The sequence below is a fragment of the Microcystis sp. LE19-195.1E genome, from assembly GCF_027532095.1.
Lineage (GTDB): Bacteria > Cyanobacteriota > Cyanobacteriia > Cyanobacteriales > Microcystaceae > Microcystis > Microcystis aeruginosa.
Genome location: NZ_JAPZSZ010000167.1, coordinates 1 through 21,324 on the forward strand (window position 1 = coordinate 1; position 21,324 = coordinate 21,324).

17 protein-coding genes and 1 pseudogene are annotated in these 21,324 nt (G+C 44.2%); 9 read left to right on the plus strand and 9 right to left on the minus strand.

The annotated features are described in order from the left end of the window. Window positions 1–141: 141 nt before the first annotated feature. The 3 genes and pseudogenes from O9300_RS09795 to O9300_RS09805 all read left to right on the plus strand — a co-directional run. Window positions 142–579, plus strand: a pseudogene (locus tag O9300_RS09795) (RNA-guided endonuclease TnpB family protein); the annotation flags it as partial. Window positions 580–626: 47 nt separating this feature from the next. Beyond that, a complete protein-coding gene (locus O9300_RS09800; RefSeq protein WP_287971468.1) occupies window positions 627–2,882 on the plus strand; it encodes an IMS domain-containing protein in 2,256 nt (751 codons plus the stop codon). 512 nt (window positions 2,883–3,394) lie between these two features. Continuing rightward, window positions 3,395–3,712 (plus strand): KGG domain-containing protein, encoded by a 318-nt coding sequence (locus tag O9300_RS09805; RefSeq protein WP_002761051.1) that lies wholly within the window; start codon window positions 3,395–3,397, stop codon window positions 3,710–3,712. 248 nt (window positions 3,713–3,960) lie between these two features. Here O9300_RS09805 and O9300_RS09810 read toward each other — a convergent pair whose 3' ends face one another. Together O9300_RS09810 and smpB are read right to left on the minus strand one after the other, a co-directional pair. Continuing rightward, window positions 3,961–4,509 carry a DUF2808 domain-containing protein gene (locus O9300_RS09810; RefSeq protein ID WP_287971470.1) on the minus strand — a complete coding sequence of 183 codons (549 nt, stop codon included), beginning with the start codon at window positions 4,507–4,509 and terminating at the stop codon, window positions 3,961–3,963. Window positions 4,510–4,627: 118 nt separating this feature from the next. Further along, window positions 4,628–5,092: an SsrA-binding protein SmpB gene (smpB, locus tag O9300_RS09815; protein ID WP_147074125.1), complete on the minus strand. Its 465-nt coding sequence runs from the start codon at window positions 5,090–5,092 to the stop codon at window positions 4,628–4,630. A gap of 352 nt (window positions 5,093–5,444) precedes the next feature. Between smpB and psb29 the strand changes: the two genes are divergently transcribed. Continuing rightward, window positions 5,445–6,131: a photosystem II biogenesis protein Psp29 gene (psb29, locus tag O9300_RS09820; protein ID WP_170863942.1), complete on the plus strand. Its 687-nt coding sequence runs from the start codon at window positions 5,445–5,447 to the stop codon at window positions 6,129–6,131. A gap of 137 nt (window positions 6,132–6,268) precedes the next feature. Beyond that, a complete protein-coding gene (gene cofH / locus O9300_RS09825) occupies window positions 6,269–7,405 on the plus strand; it encodes a 7,8-didemethyl-8-hydroxy-5-deazariboflavin synthase subunit CofH (RefSeq protein ID WP_287971473.1) in 1,137 nt (378 codons plus the stop codon). 94 nt (window positions 7,406–7,499) lie between these two features. Here cofH and O9300_RS09830 read toward each other — a convergent pair whose 3' ends face one another. The 4 genes from O9300_RS09830 to O9300_RS09845 all read right to left on the minus strand — a co-directional run bounded on the left by O9300_RS09830 (window position 7,500) and on the right by O9300_RS09845 (window position 14,037). After that, window positions 7,500–10,448, minus strand: coding sequence for an MGH1-like glycoside hydrolase domain-containing protein (locus tag O9300_RS09830; RefSeq protein WP_045358801.1), 2,949 nt, complete (start codon window positions 10,446–10,448; stop codon window positions 7,500–7,502). Window positions 10,449–10,890: 442 nt separating this feature from the next. After that, complete coding sequence (gene purM / locus O9300_RS09835) at window positions 10,891–11,916, minus strand: phosphoribosylformylglycinamidine cyclo-ligase (protein WP_125732753.1); 1,026 nt, start codon at window positions 11,914–11,916, stop codon at window positions 10,891–10,893. Between the two features lie 104 nt (window positions 11,917–12,020). Continuing rightward, complete coding sequence (gene radC, locus O9300_RS09840; protein WP_287971475.1) at window positions 12,021–12,752, minus strand: RadC family protein; 732 nt, start codon at window positions 12,750–12,752, stop codon at window positions 12,021–12,023. 97 nt (window positions 12,753–12,849) lie between these two features. After that, the gene (locus O9300_RS09845) at window positions 12,850–14,037 is read right to left on the minus strand and encodes an aspartate aminotransferase (RefSeq protein ID WP_287971476.1); all 1,188 of its coding nucleotides are present in this window, start codon (window positions 14,035–14,037) and stop codon (window positions 12,850–12,852) included. Between the two features lie 371 nt (window positions 14,038–14,408). Between O9300_RS09845 and O9300_RS09850 the strand changes: the two genes are divergently transcribed. Both O9300_RS09850 and O9300_RS09855 read left to right on the plus strand, forming a co-directional pair. Beyond that, window positions 14,409–15,695, plus strand: a complete 1,287-nt coding sequence (locus O9300_RS09850; protein WP_287971477.1) for an FAD-binding oxidoreductase — start codon at window positions 14,409–14,411, stop codon at window positions 15,693–15,695. A gap of 9 nt (window positions 15,696–15,704) precedes the next feature. Continuing rightward, entirely contained in the window at window positions 15,705–17,060 is a 1,356-nt protein-coding gene (locus O9300_RS09855) for a (Fe-S)-binding protein (protein WP_287971479.1), read from the plus strand. Window positions 17,061–17,127: 67 nt separating this feature from the next. Here O9300_RS09855 and O9300_RS09860 read toward each other — a convergent pair whose 3' ends face one another. The 3 genes from O9300_RS09860 to O9300_RS09870 all read right to left on the minus strand — a co-directional run bounded on the left by O9300_RS09860 (window position 17,128) and on the right by O9300_RS09870 (window position 19,201). Then, entirely contained in the window at window positions 17,128–18,561 is a 1,434-nt protein-coding gene (locus tag O9300_RS09860; protein WP_287971481.1) for a phosphoglucomutase/phosphomannomutase family protein, read from the minus strand. A gap of 68 nt (window positions 18,562–18,629) precedes the next feature. Next, window positions 18,630–18,974 (minus strand): hypothetical protein, encoded by a 345-nt coding sequence (locus tag O9300_RS09865; RefSeq protein ID WP_002761033.1) that lies wholly within the window; start codon window positions 18,972–18,974, stop codon window positions 18,630–18,632. Window positions 18,975–19,024: 50 nt separating this feature from the next. After that, window positions 19,025–19,201 (minus strand): hypothetical protein, encoded by a 177-nt coding sequence (locus O9300_RS09870; RefSeq protein WP_287971482.1) that lies wholly within the window; start codon window positions 19,199–19,201, stop codon window positions 19,025–19,027. Window positions 19,202–19,500: 299 nt separating this feature from the next. Between O9300_RS09870 and O9300_RS09875 the strand changes: the two genes are divergently transcribed. After that, on the plus strand, window positions 19,501–20,334 hold the full coding sequence (locus O9300_RS09875; RefSeq protein ID WP_287971484.1) for a photosystem II manganese-stabilizing polypeptide: 834 nt from the start codon (window positions 19,501–19,503) through the stop codon (window positions 20,332–20,334). Window positions 20,335–20,447: 113 nt separating this feature from the next. After that, window positions 20,448–21,236 carry a hypothetical protein gene (locus O9300_RS09880; RefSeq protein ID WP_287971486.1) on the plus strand — a complete coding sequence of 263 codons (789 nt, stop codon included), beginning with the start codon at window positions 20,448–20,450 and terminating at the stop codon, window positions 21,234–21,236. The last annotated feature ends 88 nt before the right edge of the window (window positions 21,237–21,324 follow it).

A 21,324-nucleotide genomic window follows, 5' to 3' on the forward strand; every position in this document is an offset into this window, starting at 1 on the left:
GCTTGGGGAGTAGTCTTTAAGAGTGCTTACCTTGTAGGTGTAGTCGGACTAGACATGAAACTGTAAGACCAAAATTAGCTTTGCTAGTAGCGGCAAGATTCAGCCCAAGAATCTCCGCACTTTTAGGGCGGAGAGTGTCAAGTAATCAGTAAAGCTATCGTTGCCGAGGCAAAATCAACCAACTCGATTATCGCTATTGAAGACCTAACCGGTATTCGAGAGAGAACCAACCAACAACCACGAAATAAGACCGAGAGAAGACGGTCTAACTCTTGGGCTTTCTATCAACTTCGACAATTTCTCGAATACAAAGGCATTAAAGAAGGAGTTGAGGTTATCGCGGTTAATCCACGATATACCTCTCAAACCTGTCATTGTTGCCTACATATCGGAATTAGAAGCGGAAAATCGTTTAAGTGTAGTAATAAGACTTGTGGTTGGATTGGTGACGCAGACGCGAACGGTAGCAAGATGATTAGACTTTTGGGGCTGAGTGTAATCCAGCCCAGAGAGCCGAATTTATTGGCTTGCCCGATAAGTTTAGGGTTACAGAAAGCTCCCGTTAAGCTGACGCTTTAACGGGAGTAGATTACTAAGGACTCTCCAGAGTTGAGGTACAGCTAACCGTGCGAATTCCTCTCGACTACTACAGGATATTGGGAATCCCCTTTCAGGTGAGTGCCGAGCAAATTGATTTGGCCTACGCCGACCGGGGACGGCAATTGCCACGTCAAGAATACAGTCAAACAGCGATCATTGCCCGTCAGCACTTGTTAGATGAAGCTTACCAAGTGTTAAGTGCTGCGGATCGCCGTCGTGATTACGATGCCCAATTTTTCGACCCCAATCCCTTGCTTCTCAACCCAGAAAGCAGCGCCGAAAACCTAGATTCTCAGGCTGGGGGGCTGGCTGCGGCTTCGCCGGAATATCTCACTCCCCAGATTACCATTGCCCCCGCCGATCTGGTGGGAGCTTTGCTCATCCTGCAAGAGTTGGGAGAATACGAGTTAGTGATTCGTTTGGCCGAAACTTATCTAGATTTAGAGCCAACTACTCGCCCAGACATGATCTTAACCTTGGCTTTGGCCTACGGGGAATTAAGTCGGGAATATTGGCAGGATAAAAATTATGAACAGGCGGCCAGCACCGCGGCCAAAGCCCTGACTTGGTTGGAACAAGAACAAATGTTCCTGCAAGTGGCCAGCGAGATTCGCCATGATTGCGATCGCCTGCGCCCCTACCGGATACTGGAATTGTTATCCCAAGAAAAAAAACCTAGTCTTGCCCGTCAGCGCGGCTTAAATCTCTTGGAGGAGATGTTGGCCGCTCGCGGCGGCATCGATGGCCAGGGTGACGATCGCTCTGGGTTGGGGGTGGATAATTTTTTACGCTTTATTCAACAGTTACGGGTTTATTTAACTCAGGACGAACAGGAGAAAATCTGGGCAAAAGAGGCACAACGCCCCTCGGCGGTGGGTAATTATCTGCTGGTCTATGCCTTGATCGCCCGCGGTTTCGCCCAAAAACAACCCGCCGCTATTGTCGCAGCCAGCGATCGCCTACAGCAATTACAAAAACATCAGGATGTCTCCCTAGAGCGATCAATCTGCGCCCTACTGCTCGGTCAGACGGAACGAGCAAGCACAATTTTAGAAAAAAGTCAAGAGCAAGAAATATTAAATTATATTAAGGAACAATCCGGGCAATCTGCCGATCTTTTACCCGGGCTATGTCGTTACGGTGAGCGTTGGTTACAAACAGAAGTTTTCTGCCATTTTAGTGATTTAGTCGAGCGGAAAGCCTCACTCAAAGAGTATTTTGCCGAGGAAGAAGTACAAAATTATTTAGAAGAATTGTCAGGGTTTCCTGACGAAAAAGTTCCCGTATCGGTTCAAGAAAAGGTTGGCGAACCCTTAGAATCGGAAGTAAATGTTCTGAAAACCCACACCCCCCCCACCCATTTAAACCCAGTGCCAGGAGTGACACCGATGAGGGAATCTGCTTATTCTTCTTCCCACTCTCGTCCCCAAAAACCGTCTTTAGCTAGAGTTAACGGTGAGCGGACAAGCTCTGCTGTACCTGCCCTGAGAGCCACTGCTCAGGAGGAAACTTTCACCCCCTATACTCAGGGCAGTGTGGTGGTGACAGCAGCCTATCGTCAACCGGCACTTAATCCCCCCCGTCGTCGTCCTAGTCGCCCGCGCCACCAAGCAGCGGGCAACTCCGGGCCGGCAGCCCTAGAAACGGCAAAAACTGCCCTAGTCGCACCGAAACGGAGACGACCAGCCCGCAGAAAACTGCGACTCGATCGAGTGGCGATATTAGGGGTAGGATTAGTGGGAACAATCGCGGTTTTGGCCCTGGGGGTAAAGGCAATTGTCGATAGTCAATCTCCTTTGGCAGCCTTGCAAGGGGAACAGTTACCGATTTCTTTAAATACTCCCATACTAGAAATTCCCTCGGCTAATGCGGAAGTGATGGAAGGGATTCCCTTGGACAAGGAAACAGCAAAGGAGACGATTCAAGCTTGGTTAGCAGCAAAATCGGCCGCTTTTGGCAGTGAACACCAAAAAGAGCAATTGAAAGAGGTTTTAACAGGTTCAGCCTTGGAACTTTGGCAAACACGGGCGGCGGCTTTACAGGGAAATAACTATCGGCACTACGATCATCAAGTGGAGGTGCGAGCGGTTACTAATAATGCGAAAAATCCTAATTTAGCGACGGTGGAAGCGATAGTAAACGAAAAGACCATGTATTTTGAGAATGGCAAAGAAATTAGTTCCGATAATGAGTCCTCGGACGTGCGCTATGATTTGGTACGGCAAGGAGATAAATGGTTGATCGAAAAAACCCAAGTCTTAAAAACCCAAGTCTTACCCTAATTTTTTCCGATTAAATCCCCAAAAACTAGGCTTTAGGCTGCCCGCACATCTAATTAAGAGTGCATGGCAGCCTTTTCAGTGGGAAGTGGGGAAGTGGGGAAGTGGGGAGAAGGGAGCAGGGAGAAAAAAGCTGATAACTGATAACTGATAACTGATAACTGATAACTGATAACTGATAACTGATAACTGATAACTGATAACTGAAGACCGACTCCTGCAAAGGCAAACTTTGTACCTCACCATTAAGATAACTTCTATATCTTTAGACTGATAAATGCTCGATTCGCTTAATATTTTTTAACATAAAATACGCTCTTTTATCGCTGTAATTAGTTCCCTAGAAGTCAAGCTAATGAGTTATGATACTAGGTAGGAATCCATAGTTCTTAGAGGAAAAAAGCGGGGCAATCTCCATGTTTTGCCCACCGACAAGACCATGATTTTGATGTTTTAAAAATCTCGCATAAGTCTTTAAGAACTTTTAAAATCAGCATTCACACAGGAGGGATATTATGACAGGTAAGAGTAAACGCGGTTTTGCCTCTATGGATCAAGCTAAACAACGGGAAATCGCTAGTAAAGGTGGTAAAGCTGCTCATCAAAAAGGTACAGCCCACGAATTTACCTCCGAAGAGGCTCGCGAAGCGGGACGAAAAGGTGGTGAAGCGGTTAGCCGAGATCGCGCCCACATGGCAGCTATCGGACGGGAAGGGGGCAAAAATTCTCACAAAGGCAGTGGCAAAAACTCAAACTCCGAAGAAAATTCCCCAGCCAACGAGTCTATAGGTGAAAACTACTCAGATTTTAGCAACTCGGAGGCAAATAGTTGACTTTGGTTGACTTTTTCTCGGGCTGAGAGGGTGTTAGGGTTTTGGGGTTTTAGTTAAATTCCCCCATTCCCCCATTCCCCCATTCCCCCATTCCCCCATTCCCCCATTTCCCCATCCCCGTTAACGAAGGCAGGAGGCAGAAGGCAGAAGGCAGAAGGCAGCTTTTATTTATTATCCCCACACCCCACACCCCACACCCCACACCCCACACCCTACCCCCACGAAAAACTTTTTGCCGCAAACCCTACTTAAGGTTCGATACTGACAATCCAAGTCCCAACGTAGAGACGGACGGGAATATTGCCAGAGGCAATCACATCACAGGTAAAGTAATAAGTGCCTAATTCAGGATTTCTGACATTAGACATGACGATTTCAACTTTGCTGGTCGGATCGATCGCTTGTTCGGGGACAATTTGAATAATGCGACTATCCTTATCCCAAATCACTTCCTTTAAAGGTAAAGATTTGCCGTTGGTGCGTACCTCGATTTTATTAGTGTCAAACTGGCCGTTAAAATAATCGGGATAGGAAATAAAAAAAGCCGAGGCCCCTTGGGAGAGTTTTTTCGGGGGAATATAGAGTTTATAACGATCCATTTGCCGGGGACGACCACCAAATTGCAAGAAATAATCTAAGATATCCTTGCGATCGACTCCACTAAAAATGGTTAGGCCGGGGTTGCCATTGGCTAAAGTTATTTTTGGTAAAATAACCCCCGCACCCACAGCTAAAGATAGAGCAATTAAAGCGGGTGCTTTAGCATATTTAATTACTTTTGTCAAGACTTTTAACATAAATTTTAACCCAAAGTGAGGGGGATGGTGACGGCCGCAAGGAGCCTAATACAGTTCAACTGTAACAAAACCCGCTCGTTTCTTACCTAGACCTTTGCCAGTCCGATAAGTGTCTTGGTTAACGCTTCATCGCTCGCGCCATATCCCGTTGATCCTGACGACGTTTCAAATCTTCGCGTTTATCGTGTAATTTTTTGCCTCTACCGAGGCCAATGCTGATTTTTACCCAACTACCTTTAAAATACATCTTTAAAGGCACAAGAGTTAAGCCTTTCTGTTCCACTTGACCGATGAGTTTGGTGATTTCCTTTTTGTGCATCAACAATTTTCTCGTCCGGCGCGGATCGTGATTAAAATATTCGCTACTCTGTTCGTAGGGGGAAATATGAACATTAATTAACACCGCTTCACCATTGCGGACTAAAACGTAACCATCCCGCAGGTTTACCTTACCGGCGCGCACGGATTTAACCTCGGTCCCCAGCAACTGCACCCCCGCTTCAAAAGTCTCTAAAATCTCGTAGAGATGGCGTGCTTGCCGGTTATCACTGATAATTTTGATTTTGTCGTCTTGATTGGCCATATAGTCAAGTGAAAAGTGAAAAAGCTTTTGGGTGTTGGGGTTTTAGGGTTTTAGGGTGTTGGGGTGTTGGGGTTTTAGGGTGTTGGGGTTTTAGGGTTTTAGGGTGTTGGGGTGTTGGGGTTTTAGTTGAATTCCCCCATTTCCCCACTTCCCCATTCCCCCACTTCCCCATTCCCCCATTTCCCCATTTCCCCATTTCCCCATTTTCCCATTTCCCATTGCCCTATCTTACTCGCTCTTTTGCTCTCTCTGGACTGACTGCTTGCCGCTCTTTGGTGATCACTGGCCTTGTCAGGGGGAACGAGAAGGGAGAAAATGAGAGCAGTGTTAAATTTTTATGAAGTTTGGTTCTGTGGACAAAATTCGTACTGTTTCCGATAGTAAGCGTGATTTTTATACTCGCCACACCCGCCCCATCAATTCGGTGTATCGGCGCGTGGTTGAGGAATTATTAGTCGAGATGCACCTGCTCTCCGTTAATGTAGATTTCCATTATGATCCAATTTATGCCCTTGGTGTGGTTACTTCTTTCGAGAAGTTCATGGAAGGCTATCGTCCGGGGGAGGATAAACCGAATATTTTTAATGCTTTGTGCCAAGCGGTTAACGGTAATCCCGAAGTCTATCGTCGTGATGCCGAAAATATGATCGCTATTGCCAAAGAAACTAATATTGATTCCTTGCTTTCCCAACTGCAAAACCCTGCTCTGGGTGGTAACAATCAGTTGTCTGATAGTTTAGTTTCGGTTATCAACGCGCCTAAGTTTAAGTATAGTCGCCTGTTTGCCATCGGTCTCTATACTATTTTGGCGGAAGCACAACCGGACATGATCAAGGAAAAAGAAAAACGCGAACAAATTTTGCAAAAGTTCTCAGAAATTCTCCGTCTCTCCAGCGAGAAACTGCAAAAAGACCTCGATGTTTATCGCGGTAATCTTGATAAAATGGATCAGCTGCTCAAGGTTATCGAAGATGCCCTAGAAGCAGAAAAGAAAAAACGTCAACAAAAAGAACAGGAAAAACAAACCACCCTGCAATAAAGGCTCTCAACCGGAAATTACCGCGTGCAGACAAGGGAATAGGGAACAGAAAAAGGATTAAATCGGCTCTCTTTCTTTACTGTTCCTTCTGACCTCGTTCTACAATTAGGATCGGCAACCCTTAATATTTATCTCCCGTGACTAACTCCTCCATCACCGCACCCGTAACCGATATTTTGGCAAAAGCGCGGTCAGGGGCGAATTTATCGGCGAAAGAAGCGATTATCTTGCTAGAAACTACCGATAACCGTTTAATTGCCCGGATTCAGGAAACGGCCGACTTTTTGCGTCGTCAACAGGTGGGAGATACCGTCACCTACGTTATCAATCGCAACATTAACTTTAGTAACATTTGTGAGCAGCATTGCAGTTTTTGTGCATTCAGACGCGATGAAAATGAAGAAGGGGCCTTCTGGCTTAATTTAGAGGAAATTATCGCTAAAGCGGCGGATGCCGTCCGTCGTGGGGCGACGGAAATTTGTATGCAGGGAGGATTAAACCCAAAAGCCAAGATTAAGGGCAATTCCTTAGACTATTACCTCGAAATTGTTAAAAACCTGAAACAAGCCTTTCCCGACCTGCATTTACACGCTTTTTCGCCCCAAGAAGTCCAATTTATCGCTAGAGAAGATGGTTTAAGTTACGAAAAAGTTATCGCTTCCCTGCAAGAAGCAGGAGTGAATTCTCTACCGGGGACGGCTGCCGAGGTGTTGGTGGATGAGGTAAGACGGGTAATTTGTCCAGAAAAAATCGATGCCGCCACTTGGTTAGAAATAGTCGGTACTGCCCATCGCTTGGGGTTACATACCACCAGTACCATGCTCTGCGGTCATATTGAAACCCCTAGCCAACAGGTGCAGCACCTTGAAAAAATTAGAAAACAGCAAGAAATCGCCCTAGAAAATAATTATCGGGCTAAAATCACCGAATTTATTTTATTGCCTTTTGTGGGACAATCAGCCCCCAAACCCCTGAGAAATCGAGTCGGACGAGATCAACCAATTTTAGCCGATACATTAAAATTAACAGCAGTGGCGCGGATTTATTTGGGCAATAGCATTAAAAATCATCAACCCAGTTGGGTAAAATTGGGCTTACAGGGGGCGACAGAAGCCTTAAACTGGGGTTGCAACGATCTCGGTGGCACTCTCATGGAAGAACATATTACCACTATGGCCGGAGCCCTGGGCGGTACTTGTTTGACCGTCGAGGAATTAGCAACGGCGATTAAATCCCTCGATCGCCCCGCCCGTCAACGGGATACAATCTATTAGAGTCTATTTAACCCGAATCCTGGATTAGCTGAAAGCTTGATCCTGTCCCGGGTTAAAACTTTCCTTCTCCCGTCCGACTGAAGTTAATTGAGTATTAAGAAGGTGCGCTATTGAGATAGTTATATTCTCCGACCTGATAGATCAAATTAGCTACGAGTCCTGTCCAACCTGTTTGATGGCTTGCTCCCAGTCCTTGACCTGTATCTCCGTGAAAATACTCGTAGAACAGTATTAAATCCTGACCATCAGGGGTTTTGAAAAGCTCACGAAGTTTTGGGTTATCTCCGTACACTGGTCGTTTCCCTGACTCATCAGGCAGGAAAATTTTAATCAATCTTTGAGATAGTTCCAAGGCAACTTGTTTCAGCGTCATTTTACTATGTGATATGGCTGGAAATAGTACCTTGAAGTCTTCTTCGTGTAAACAGACATTAAAATAATTATAATACTTCTTCAAGGAGTCAATGATCAGAAAATTGATGGGAAACCAAATAGGACCACGCCAATTAGAGTTACCAGTATGAATAGGAGCTTTGCTTTCACCCGGTTCATATTTCATTTCGATTGCAAGGGTCTGCTGATACATATTTCTGAGTAATCCATCCAGTTGATAAGGATGTTCTTCATGAAATTTAGACAAAGAACGAATTCCATACTCACTCAAAAATTCTTTTTTATCAAGAAGCTTATCAATGATATTTTGTAATTTCTTCTTGTTGACAATAGATAAGAATAGTTCTCGATCATTAGGGTTATTATCATTCGGTTTTTGCGGAATATCAACACATTCCTCTTGTCCAAATAAATAATTAAAGTCTTCCTCACTTGTAAACTTAGCTAGAGGAGAGTTTCGATCATGAAATTCATTTTTTAAATATTGTGTTAAACTATTCGCTTTGTCTTTTGTAAAAACTTCCACGGAAAACATGGGAATAATACCAAGAATTGAGCGATATTTCAATGGCAACTCTAAGGAAAATTTTTCCAAAGAAATCTTTAAAACTTCATAGTAAAAATTATCCTCAGTGTCCCACAAACTTACTCGTCTATCATTGTCATTTCTGTAAAAGTTTTCATTTATTTCATGAACAATTTGAATGAAATTTCCCAGAAAATATACACTAAGAATTTGAAAAATCTTCTGATTTTCTAGATTCTCATTTTTTCCTATTTCAGTTGCAATTTTCAGCATATTCAAGCAGAACATTCCTACCCAAGCAGTAGCATCAACTTGTTCAATTGTGACACTTTTATCTTTCAAAAATTGATTACGATCAACGATAGATATATTATCTAATCCTAAAAATCCAGCATTAAATAAATACTTACCGTCATCTAGTTTATTAGATTCAAACCACCAGTCAAAATTCTTGACTAACTTATCAAAAATATTTTGTAGAAATCGTCGATCAGGAGGCAAATCATAGACATTTCGCTCTATTTCATATACTTGCAAAGCTGCCCAAGCCAGAATAGGTGGGTGTATTTGATTAAAATCAAACTCACAAGAGGGAATTTGACCATTAGCTTTCATATAATGAGGTTGAGTAAAGAGACATAATTGTTCTTTGGCAAAATCAGGATCGATTAAAGCAAAAGTAACGGCATGGAATGCAGAATCCCAAACACAATAATAAGGATATTCCCATTTATCAGGCATGGAAATAATATTTTCATTGTGTAAGTGAGTCCATTGAGAATTAATGTTTCTCTTATCAGGCTTAGGCATCTCATGATCGGGGTATATTCGATGCCGATGATATAAGAAATCACCCTGAAGCCAATCTTGAACAACATAGTAATAAAATTGTTTATTCCATAACATTCCCGCAAATGCTTGTCTCTGAATTTGTCGCTCTTCATCTGAATCTGAAATACGAAAAGGAGTAATCGCCTCATAGAAAGCATCAGCCTCTTTTTGTCGTTGGCCAAATATTTCCTCAAAATCATTGGCAAAAGGCTCTACTTTGTTAGGATCATTACTAAGTCTGAGGCGAATGACTTTTCGATTGTTTTTAGTTGACTTATGGGGAAGAATCGACTCAAAATAATGAGCAGAAAACTTCGTTCCTTGTTGCCGAGATTGCTCTGCATCCTGATTGAAAATATACTGCTCAATCGCATTCTTTTTGCCAGTTTCATTGTCGGTAAAAAGAACTTCTTGTGGCTTTTCACAATAAAAATACATTGATTTTAACTTAGGATTATGACAATCAGCTTCAACCAAAACAAATTCATTGTTTTTAACATCCGCTAATTCATTTTTGAATTGGCGATCATTAATTATTTTTAGGCTGGGTTTTTTGTCATTCAGTTGTCCCCAAGACCAAGTGTTACGAAACCAAAGCGTCGGTAAAATATGTAAATCATGCTCACCATTTCCCTGATTCCAAACAGTAATTTTAATTAAAATATCTTCAGGAGTCTTCTTGGCATATTCGACAACAACATCAAAGTATCCCTCGTCGAAACAATTAGTATCAATTAGCTCATATTCAGGTTTATCTTTTCCTCGTTTATTATTCTCTTCAATGAGATCATCATAAGGAAATTTATAAGGATACTTATACAAGGCCTTCATATAAGAATGAGTGGGAGTATTATCTAAATAAAAGTAATATTCCTTGACATCTTCCATGTGATTTCCTTGGTTTTGCCCCCACATACCAGGTAAACCAAAAAATCTTTCTTTGAGATGCTTTTCGGAATGCTGAACTTTTTCATTCCAAAGCTCATCTTTTCCATTCCAAAGGGTTAGGGCAAAACATAGACGCTGACACTCATCAGAAATTCCAAAAATGCCGTCTTCACCCCATCGATAAGAACGATTTCGAGCTTCATCATGGCTGAAATAACCCCAAGCTTTATCTTCTTCTCCGTAGTATTCCCGCATAGTTGCCCATTGGCGGTCGCTTAAATAGGGACCCCATTTTTTCCAAGGGATATTTTGTTCACGGACTTCTTGCAAGCGTTTGTATTCTTCAGTTTGTTTCCGAGCTTCTGCGAAGGAATTATCTTTTTGGGTATCTTGAGTTGTCAACATGACTTTTCTCCTTTATCTTCATTTTTTGTCCTGTACTTAGCTTTTTGCAGTCCTTAGATTTTTTGTCCTGTACTTAGGTACTTGGTATGGTGGACTTGTTGAACCAAGAATCCCTCCCATGAGCGCTTCGGGGAGCGTCAAATCACCAACTGCCTTTAAATCCCGAAGCTCCAGTCACCAGCACCTTTTCCCCAGACCACCGCTACCCTAAGAGTTGGGGGATAGGCATTTCTTGCATGGCTATAACCTCCTTTTCTCTGAAAAAGTGCCTTATGAGGTTCTGACTTGATTCTATCGAGAAGCAAACTAAGTATAACTACTTAAGTAAAAAAACTTAATATAAATTGGGTTGGGGATAGGCCGAAACTCTGCTGCTATCCCAGCCAGTCAACCTGATTTTTTGGTGGAATTCATGGCAAAATCTTCTTAGCCTGAACTAACTTTAATCAAGCCCAACAATCTCCCCCTTACCGGCAATCACTTCGCCGATTTGGTAGGCATTAATCCCAGAGGATTGTAGTTGATTAATAGTCAATTGCGCCAGATCTGATGGGACAATGATCACAAAACCGATACCCATATTAAAAGTATTAAACATGGCTTCGGAATTAACCGAACCCATCTGGGCTAACCAGTGAAAAATTGGCAAAACTGGCCAACTTTCGCGGTAAATCTGCACGGAATGCCCTTTCCCTAAGCAGCGGGGCAAATTTTCTGGGATGCCACCCCCAGTAATGTGGGCCATGGCGTGAATATCTAACCCAGAGCGCAGCAGTTCTAGCACAGGTTTAACATAAAGTCTAGTGGGAGTTAACAAAACTTCACCTAAGCTAGAGCCAGCCAAAATTTCGGGGCAATCTTGCCAATTTAAGCCCTGGGTGTCGATAATCTTACGAACAAGACTAAAACCGTTACTGTGAACCCCACTACTGGCTAAACCGATAGCCACATCGCCGATTTGCACCTTACTGCCGTCGAGTAATTGACTTTTTTCGACAATACCGACGCAAAAACCCGCTAAATCGTACTCTCCCGCCGAATAAAACCCCGGCATCTCCGCCGTTTCCCCTCCCAAAAGAGTACAACCACTATCACGACAGGCCCTAGCGATTCCCGATACCACCGCTGCTAACTGTGACGCTTCCAGTTTACCGGTGGCGAGATAATCCAAGAAAAATAAAGGTTCAGCCCCAGAGGTTAAGACATCGTTGACGCACATGGCCACGAGGTCAATTCCCACCGTATCATGGCAATTGAGACTATGGGCAATTTTCAGCTTGGTTCCTACGCCATCAGTTCCCGATACTAACACCGGTTGCCGATAACCGGAAGGTAACTGAAAATAGCCGCCAAAACCGCCTAAACCGCCGATAACTTCAGGACGGAAGGTACTTTCCACATTTTGGCGAATTTTCTCGACAAAAGCGCGTCCTGCTTCCACATCCACGCCCGCTTCTTTATAATCCATGCCCAATTGACCGATTGTATCTCTCAAATTTTACCCAGATTTCGAGCGCACTCGCTCCCTTTTCCAGCTAAACCTAACAACAATTTGTGATTGTTGCAAGAGGTCTAATCTTCTTGGGGATATTTTTCCCAAAGATCTGTGATTTGGCGAAGACTTTGGAAGTTGCCATTACCGAGGATCAAATGATCTAGGAGAGGAATGGCTAGATAGGTGGCTCCCTGTAATAATTGTTCTGTGAGTAAAATATCGTCTTGACTAGGCACAAGTGACCCAGTGGGGTGATTATGGGCGATAATTAACTTAGTAGCTGATTGTTTAACTACTTCTCGAAAGATTTCTCGCGGATGTACCAGTGTTTCCGTGGCTGTGCCGATAGTAATCACTTTGAGTGCGATTAACTGATTTTTGACATCGAGTAAAATAACGGCGAAACGTTCCTGAGACTGATACATTAGTTCGTGTCCAAGAATAGCGGCAGCGGTATCGGGACTATCGATGACCATTTTTTCCGTCGGTCGTCGTTGAAAAGCTCGTTTTCCCAATTCGATCGCCGCTAGAATAGTAGTGGCCTTAGCCGGTCCAATGCCATGAATAGCGGTTAATTCATGGGGGTGAATATCCCTCAAAACGTCCAAAGGCTCCCGGCGATATTTACTCAATTCGTTGAGAATATGCTGTCCTAAACCCACTGCCGAGAGTTTGCCTTTACCTTGACCTGTAGCTAGTAAAATCGCTAATAATTCGGCGTTACTGAGGTTTTTCGCCCCGACACTGATTAAACGTTCCCTTGGTCTTTCACTGATGGGAATATCGGCAATTCTTAAGCTGTAGGTCATGGAAGTGGCAAGCTACCGCGATAAAATTCCATCATAATCGCAATTTTAGCCAGTGCCTAGAGGGATTTGGCCCGTAAATCAAGGGGAAAAACTCTCCTTACCGATAGCGAATTCCCGCATCTTCGAGGCGCTGTAAAGCTTCCCCTAATCGCGGGATATCGGCGATTAAACTGACGCGCACATAACCTTCCCCTCCCTCTCCAAAAGCATTGCCCGGAGTGACCACGACACCAGTTTTTTGCAAAACAGTAAGGGCGAAATCCGTGGAAGTCATACCGACGCTACAGGGGACCCAGAGATACATTGTCGCCTTAGAGGGGGGAATATCCCAACCTAATTGCGCCAAACCTTTGATTAAAAAATCTCGTCGCTGCCGGTATCTTTCCTGTACTTGTTTGACGTATTCATCCGGCAGTTGTAGGGCGGTTTCGGCCGCCTTTTGGATGACGGAAAAGATACCATAATCGAGATTGGTTTTCAGGGTGCGTAACCCTTGAATAATATCGGAATTGCCCACGACAAAACCGACGCGCCACCCAGCCATATTATAGGTTTTCGAGAGGGTATGAAATTCCACACTAATCTCTTTTGCCCCCGGAATTTCTAATAAACTGGTGGGCTGATAACCATCAAAACTTAATTCAGCATAACAGAGATCGTGGACGAGCATAATCTCATAGTGCTGGGCCCAAGCAACGATTTTTTCAAAAAATTCCCGAGGGGCAACGGCGGCGGTGGGGTTACTAGGATAGTTAAAATAGAGGATTTTCGCCCGTTTAGCCACATCTTCGGGGATAGAATCGATATCTAGCAGCCAATCCTGTTCTGCTTTTAAAATGATCGGGTATAGCGTCGCCCCAGCAATCAAAGGACCGCGAAAATGGGCGGGATAGGCGGGACTGGGAACTAAGACCACATCGCCGGGGTTAACATAAGCTAGGGCTAGGTGAGATAGGCCCTCTTTGGAACCTAGCAGGGGTAAAGCTTCGTTATCGGGATTGAGTTCCACACCATAAGAGCGATCATACCATTTAGCGATCGCTTCTCGGAAACTGGCGGTTCCTTCAAAGGGGGGATAACCGTGAAATTGGGGGGTTTCAAAAGCTTGAATGGCCGCTTCGATAACTGGACGCGGGGCAGGACCGTCCGGGTTGCCCATACCTAAATCGATTAAATCTAGTCCTTCTTTGCGGGCTAAGGCTTTTAATTCATCCAAGCGGGCGAAAACGTAGGGGGGTAAGGCACTTAATCGCTTGGCGCGGCTATTCGTCCAATCTACACTCATTACTTCTTGGCTTACTGATCGAGGTAATCTAACATTATGACACGAGTGTATGGCTAATTTAGCAGTTAAGCTGTTCGTAATTTAAATTGCTTGTTGAGACGAGGCAAAAGGCAAGAGGCACTCTTGCAAAAGGATAATTTTCCCTTTAACCTTTCCCCTTTTCCCTACATTTACCGAAAATTTTTTGATTTATGCAAGAGAGCTTTTTTTGTGCCTCAGTATTGCTAGAATTGCCTGACATCGGAGAGGGAGAGCCAAACTAAGGTAATCTGATTAATAGAGGCTGAAAATTACTGATTAGCCCCGGCATTACCCCCATTCTTCGCCATTATCGGCAGGTAAGTCCTCACTCCTCAATTCTTTTGTAAAATATGACTGCGATCGCTGTTCAGATAACTTCTATTTTACCCCCCGACACGACAGTTATTACCTGGCAACAAGTGCCAAAAGAGGAACAAGAAAGATTATCAAGGGCAATTAGGGGCAAAAGTCCTGAAATTATAGTTTATCCCGCTAATACAACCGCTTTATCCTCTCTGGTGCGTTTTACCAACGAAAATCGTCTGTCTTTACTGGCCTACGGTCAAGGCAGTAAATTAGATTGGGGTGGGTTAGTCGAGTCGCCCGATATTTTAGTCAGTACCCAAAATCTCAACCGGATTATTGACCATGCTAGGGGAGATTTAACTATAACCGTGCAAGCTGGGCTTAAACTAGCGGATTTACAGGCTTTTTTAGCTCCTAGCGGTCAATTTCTTCCTCTTGATCCCAGTTACGCCGATAATGCCACGATTGGCGGTATTATAGCCACAGCCGACGCGGGAACATGGCGGCAAAGATACGGTGGTGTCCGGGATCTGATCCTAGGATTCTCCTTTATCCGTCACGATGGCGAGATTGCTAAAGCTGGAGGGCGTGTGGTCAAGAATGTGGCGGGATACGACATGATGAAGCTATTTACGGGTTCCTACGGCACTTTAGGGATTATCGATCAGATTACCCTGCGACTGTATCCCGAAACTGCTCACTCAGAAACCCTGATCATCACTGGAAATAGCGAAAATATTAGTAAATTAAGTCAAGTTATTCGGCAATCGGCCTTAACTCCCACCGTGGCTGAATGTTTAAACCCAGGGATGACGCAAGCACTAGGATTAGGGGAAAAAGTCGCTTTACTGCTGCGTTTTCAAAGCATTCCCGAAAGTATTAGCGAACAATCGCAACAGGTGAGTTATTTAGGACAACAGTTAGACTGTCAGACCAATTATTATCGGGATGAGGCAGAAGTTTCTCTAGGGCAAAGATACCGAAAAACAATCGATAATTATGACCAAGAGGGCAATTTTTTCGGCAAAATAGGATTATTACCTAGCAATTTAGCTCTAGTTATCGACCAAATTAACGGACTAGCCTCGATTAATATTAGTAGTGGGGTGGGTAAAGTTATCTTAAGATCGGAGGAAAATCTTGACAAAATTCGCTCTTTATGCAGTGCCAATCAGGGTTATTTAACGGTGTTAACCGCGCCCCCATCCCTAAAAGAAAAAATTGAACCTTGGGGCTATACAGGTAACGCGATTACCATGATGAAAACCCTAAAAACTAAATTCGATCCTCACGGTATTTTTAGTCCTGAACGCTTTCTTAACAAAATCTAATTTAAAATCATGCAAACCTCCGAACATTCCGTTAACTTTCAAGAATTAATCGACCAAAAAAATCAAGGATTTGACCCCAAGAATCCCCCTGCCCAAGAATTAATCGATAGTTGTGTTCACTGTGGTTTTTGTCTATCTACCTGTCCCAGTTATCGAGTGATTGGCAAAGAAATGGACTCCCCTCGGGGCAGAATTTATCTGATGAATGCCATCAATAAAGGGGAAGCAGTTTTAGACGAAACCACTAGCCAACATTTTGATACTTGTTTAGGTTGTTTAGCCTGTGTTAGTACCTGTCCATCGGGAGTACAATACGATCAATTAATCGCCGCAGTTCGTCCGCAAGTGGAACGCAATCAACCCCGCAGTTTTAAAGATAAAATTATTCGTTTTCTGATTTTTAATCTCTTTCCCTATCCCGTCCGTCTCAAATTATTTTTACCCTTCCTCTGGTTATATCAAACCCTGGGATTACAAACCCTAGTCAGGAAATCGGGTATCTTAAAAATGCTCTTTCCCCGTCTAGCGGCGATGGAATCAATTTTACCCAAAATCACCCTGGCCTCTTTGTTTAAAAACTATGCCGATGTTATTCCCTCCCAAACTGAAAAACGCTATCGAGTGGGAGTAGTTTTAGGTTGTGTGCAGCGCCTCTTTTTCTCGCCGGTAAATGAAGCAACAGTGCGGGTTTTAACTGCCAATGGTTGCGAAGTGGTTATCCCAAAAACCCAGGGTTGTTGTGCCGCTTTACCCGCACATCAAGGACAGGAAAAACAAGCACAAAGTTTAGCCAGACAAATGATCGATAGTTTCGCAGAAACCGAGGTTGATTATATTATTATCAATGCGGCGGGTTGTGGTCATACTCTCAAGGAATATCATCATATTTTAGCCGATGATCCTGAATATAAAGATAGGGCTAAGGAGTTTGTGGCTAAAGTACGCGATGCCCAAGAATTTTTAGCCGCAGTGGGTTTAACTGCTGATTTATCCCCGATTACCGAGACAGAATTAACCCTAGTTTATCAAGATGCCTGTCATCTTTTACACGGACAAAAAATCTCCGTGCAACCACGGCAATTATTGCAAAAAATCCCCAATATTAACTTAAAAGAACCTATCGATGCGGCCTTGTGTTGTGGCAGTGCCGGAGTTTATAATATGCTACAGCCAGATACTGCCGATGAATTAGGTCAGCAGAAAGTACGCAATTTATTAAATACTGGGGCTGCGGTGATTGCTTCTCCTAATCCGGGTTGTTCCCTACAAATTAAAAAACATCTACAATTACAGGGAAAAGATACACCCGTTATTCATCCCATCGAATTATTAGATTATGCGATTCGCGGGCTGAAAATTTCCTAGTTCATCCCCGTTTTATCTTAATTTTTTGAAAATAGAAAACGGGTTTCTTGAAGAAACCCGTTTTCTATTAGATATAGATAGCCCAAGATTTGGCCCAGGTGAGAATTTCATCAACTTGATCGAGGGTTGAAGATTCACAGTAGAGACGCAAAACCGGTTCTGTGCCACTAAAGCGAATTAACAACCAACTGCCATCTTCTAAACGGAATTTATAACCGTCCATAGTATTACAATCAGTCACTTGTTTACCGGCAATTTCCCTTAAGGGTTCCTGATCCAAAGCAGTAATTAACTGAGCGCGAGCTTCCATATTAGCTAAGGGTAAATCAATGCGATCATACTCAGAATGAAACCCGGTTTTATCCTGTAATTGCGCGTAAAGATCGCTTAAATCTTGGCCCGATTCTACCACCGCTTCCAAAACGTATAAAGCTGATAATAAAGCATCCCGTTCGGGAATGTGAGTACCATAACCGACACCTCCCGACTCTTCCCCACCAATTAACACAGGAGTGGTCAACATTCGATCGGCGATATACTTATAACCGATCGGGGTTTCAAAGACCGATAAACCGTATAAACTGGCTAATTTGGGGATTAAATCGGAACCGCTCACCGTTTTGACAATTTCCCCTCTCATTCCCTTTTTGCCGGCTAAATGCTCGATTAAAATCGGGATGAGATTTTGGGTGCTTAAAAAATTCCCCCGACCATCGATCGCCGCCACTCGATCGCTATCCCCATCGAAGACCAAACCTACTCGCAAAGGGGCTAAATTTGCGCTGTGAGCCAGTTTATCGATGATTTCTCTCAAATTTCTCGGTAAAGGTTCTGGAGAGCCGCCACCGAACAAAGGATCGCGATTGCCGCGTAATTCCGTGATCCCCACCCCCAAAAGACGCTCTAAACCGGTAGCCGCCGCACCGTGCATGACATCGGAATAAACTTTTAGTTGTCCCGATTTGATCGCCTCGGCAATAGCGGCAATATTAACTTTTTGGCGTAAACCCTGACAATAACCTGACCACGGTTCAAAAGTGCTTAATTTACCTGCCTTGGCGTTAAATTGCGGCGGATTAGACAATAAAGCTTCAATTTGTTGGGTAATTTCCGGCGAGACAGAACCACCAAAATAACCTTTAACCTTCAAACCGAGATATTTAGCCGGGTTATGACTGGCGGTTAACACGATCGCACCGAGAGCATTTTCTGCTCGAGCTGCCCAACTAAAAGCGGGAGTCGGAGCGTAGGATTGGGAGAGAAGCACATCAAAACCGGCTTTTTGAAGCGATTCCGCCGCAGTTTGAGCAAAATCCTCCGCCATAAACCGCCGATCATAGCCGACGATCATCGTCCGCGAACCCGTGATCTGACCATAATTATCCGCTAAAACCTGAGCCGCCAAGGGAGCGAGCAGAGCGACTCGATCGAAAGTAAAATCGGCGGCGATAATCCCGCGCCAGCCATCGGTTCCAAATTTAATCGGGTTCACGGTGGTCATGATTTACGAACTACCCCTAAAATATCCATTTTCCCAATACTGTAACCCGCTCCGTAACCTCTGGAAACTCATTTTTCTCGATCATCGGTTTTTGCCGCCGAATCGAGCGCGCCGACTTCACTGGCTAATAATTTTTCCATTAACATTTGTAACTTCATCCGTTCTATATAGGGCCATCCCCCGGTTTCCTCGATATCCCGGAGTAATCCGTATAAGTCCTTACGGGTATTGGGTAAAGATGGCTCGAACATCTGCTCGCGAATTTGCCGATGTAAATTTTCTAAAGTTCGCAGCAACATTAACAAACCGTTACAATCTCCCTGCTGTTCTTGGGCGATCGCTGTCACCGTCGTTACAAGGGAATCTAGTTGGCTATCTAATTGGCTGTTATCTCCCGGCAATCGGCTATTCATGTTCCTATTTGAAAACAGTCACACCAATCATATCAGTCATCAGCTATCAGTTACTGAGAGCCTCCTGACTTGAAAGAGGGTGTGGGGAAGTGGGGAAGTGGGGAAGTGGGGAAGTGGGGAAGTGGGGAAGTGGGGAAGTGGGGAAGTGGGGTGTAGGGTGTGGGGTGTGGGGTGTGGGGTGTGGGGAAGGAAACCTCTTTCATCTGTGGTGGTGAAAATTTTTTCATCGGGACTGACTCCTAAGCTAAGACGTATTTAAACTGCTTATTCTTCGATTAGCCGAATCTCCTCCAATCTCTTTACTGTTGCCTCTTGCCGGCTGCCTTCCGTCTCCTGACTCCTATCTCCTGACTCCTATCTCCTGACTCCTATCTCCTGCCTGCCGTCCCCTGTCTCCCATCTTCTCAATGGTCACTGATCTTTGATAAACTGAGTTTCGGTGAATTGGCCCGACCGATTCGATAATTCATCAGGCTATGGATCAAGGGTAGTAATTGTAAAGATTGACAAAGAGAGGTTGACATAGATGAGATTTCGTGCCTTGTTAGTTGCCTTTTTAGCCTTGTGCTTAGGGGTATTGACAGCTTGTAGCGACGCGCCTAGTGCCGTCCTGAATAGAAACGAGCTAACCTATGATGAAATTTTAAACACGGGATTAGCTAACAAATGTCCCCAGATTTCCGAGTTCACCCGGGGTACTCTCCCCTTAGAACGCGGCGAAAGTTATGTGGTGACAGATTTATGCCTAGAACCCCAAGAATATTTTGTCAAGGGTGAACCCATTAATAAGCGGGAAGCGGCCACCTTTATCCCGGGTAAACTCTTAACCAGAGATACCACCAGTTTAGAACAGATGACAGCGAGTTTAACCGTAGCCGAAGACGGTGTTTTAACCCTCAAGGAAGAAGACGGTATCGATTTCCAACCCATTACCGTACAATTACCCGGAGGTGAAAGAGTTCCCCTCTTCTTTACCATTAAAGGTTTCACTGGCAAAACCGAAGCTGGATTTAGCTCGATTAACAGTTCCACGGATTTTGAAGGTGACTTTAAAGTTCCCTCCTATCGTGGTGCCGGCTTCTTAGATCCCAAAGGTCGGGGTGTGGTAACGGGTTATGATAACGCTGTCGCTTTACCCGCTAGTGCTGATAGTCAAGATTTCCAGCGTGCTAACGTCAAAGCGACGGAACTGGGTAAAGGTACTATGTCTTTACAGGTAACTAAAGTTGACGCTTCTACCGGGGAGTTTGCTGGTGTTTTTGAAAGTGAACAGCCTTCCGACACCGATTTAGGGGCAAAAGATGCTGAAGAAGTGAAAATTCGCGGCATTTTCTATGGTCGTCTCGAAGCTCGTGCCTAATTAATAAATTCAGAATTTCTGGAAATTAAGGCGAATTTCTCCCCAGAGAAGTTCGCTTTTTTACGGCTCTCTTGGGGTTAAAGATTGACCTCGCCTTGGAGGAAGAGTTGCTAATGCCCAAGAAGACGAACAAGCAAACGGAAGCCAAAAGTTACAACCATGGCGAGGAACATCCCCAGCGTCCCGATATTGGCACGGAACCCCACTTCAAGAAAAAGAAACCCCCTGTCACCTATCGTTATGATTCCTCCTTGTCCCCGGAGTTAAACTGGGATGAAAACCCCGCACGAGAAGAAGCTGAGGCTTTAATTGAGCAAATTCTCGCAGCAGAAGATTTAGAAACCGCCAAAATAGTAGCGCGTAAACTCAAGGCAATCGGTGAACCGTTTTTAAATTGGACAGGAAAGGCCGAAAGGTTATCTTTTCAAGTGCCGACTTTACCCCTATTTGTCCATGAACGTTTATCCACTAGGGCAATTATTGAAACCCTGAAATCCCACAAGGTGGAAAAAGGGGAACAATTGAATCTATTTAATGACCCTAAATGGTCAATTACTGACCAGATTCTCCGAGCTTACGAGTACCACGATAAATGGGTAAACCGGATGATTCTCGGTGACTCGTTGGTGACGATGAACTCCCTACTGCAATACGAGGGGATGGGGGGTAAAGTGCAGATGATTTATATTGACCCTCCCTACGGGGTAAAATTTGGTTCTAATTTTCAACCTTTTGTGAGGAAACGCGACGTTAAACACAACGATGACGATGATTTCACCCGCGAACCAGAGATGGTGCAAGCTTATCGAGATACTTGGGAATTAGGGTTACATTCCTATCTGAGTTATTTCTGGACTTCCCCGTTGACAAAAAGCCATAACCTGTGCTGTAGAAGGGATTAAAAGAATTTCCGCCGCCCCGTTACTGGGTACAAATCAGGGAAACTCCCAATAAATCTAACGCTTTTTGTTGCAGTTGGGTCGGTCGAGT

Bases quoted from the DNA above. Each gene is read 5' to 3' on its own strand.
- O9300_RS09805 (WP_002761051.1), top strand. From the start codon at position 3,395: ATGACAGGTAAGAGTAAACGCGGTTTTGCCTCTATGGATCAAGCTAAA.
- O9300_RS09810 (WP_287971470.1), bottom strand. From the start codon at position 4,509: ATGTTAAAAGTCTTGACAAAAGTAATTAAATATGCTAAAGCACCCGCT.
- smpB (WP_147074125.1), bottom strand. From the start codon at position 5,092: ATGGCCAATCAAGACGACAAAATCAAAATTATCAGTGATAACCGGCAA.
- O9300_RS09830 (WP_045358801.1), bottom strand. From the start codon at position 10,448: ATGTTGACAACTCAAGATACCCAAAAAGATAATTCCTTCGCAGAAGCT.
- purM (WP_125732753.1), bottom strand. From the start codon at position 11,916: ATGGATTATAAAGAAGCGGGCGTGGATGTGGAAGCAGGACGCGCTTTT.
- radC (WP_287971475.1), bottom strand. From the start codon at position 12,752: ATGACCTACAGCTTAAGAATTGCCGATATTCCCATCAGTGAAAGACCA.
- O9300_RS09845 (WP_287971476.1), bottom strand. From the start codon at position 14,037: ATGAGTGTAGATTGGACGAATAGCCGCGCCAAGCGATTAAGTGCCTTA.
- O9300_RS09850 (WP_287971477.1), top strand. From the start codon at position 14,409: ATGACTGCGATCGCTGTTCAGATAACTTCTATTTTACCCCCCGACACG.
- O9300_RS09855 (WP_287971479.1), top strand. From the start codon at position 15,705: ATGCAAACCTCCGAACATTCCGTTAACTTTCAAGAATTAATCGACCAA.
- O9300_RS09860 (WP_287971481.1), bottom strand. From the start codon at position 18,561: ATGACCACCGTGAACCCGATTAAATTTGGAACCGATGGCTGGCGCGGG.
- O9300_RS09865 (WP_002761033.1), bottom strand. From the start codon at position 18,974: ATGAATAGCCGATTGCCGGGAGATAACAGCCAATTAGATAGCCAACTA.
- O9300_RS09870 (WP_287971482.1), bottom strand. From the start codon at position 19,201: ATGAAAAAATTTTCACCACCACAGATGAAAGAGGTTTCCTTCCCCACA.
- O9300_RS09875 (WP_287971484.1), top strand. From the start codon at position 19,501: ATGAGATTTCGTGCCTTGTTAGTTGCCTTTTTAGCCTTGTGCTTAGGG.
- O9300_RS09880 (WP_287971486.1), top strand. From the start codon at position 20,448: ATGCCCAAGAAGACGAACAAGCAAACGGAAGCCAAAAGTTACAACCAT.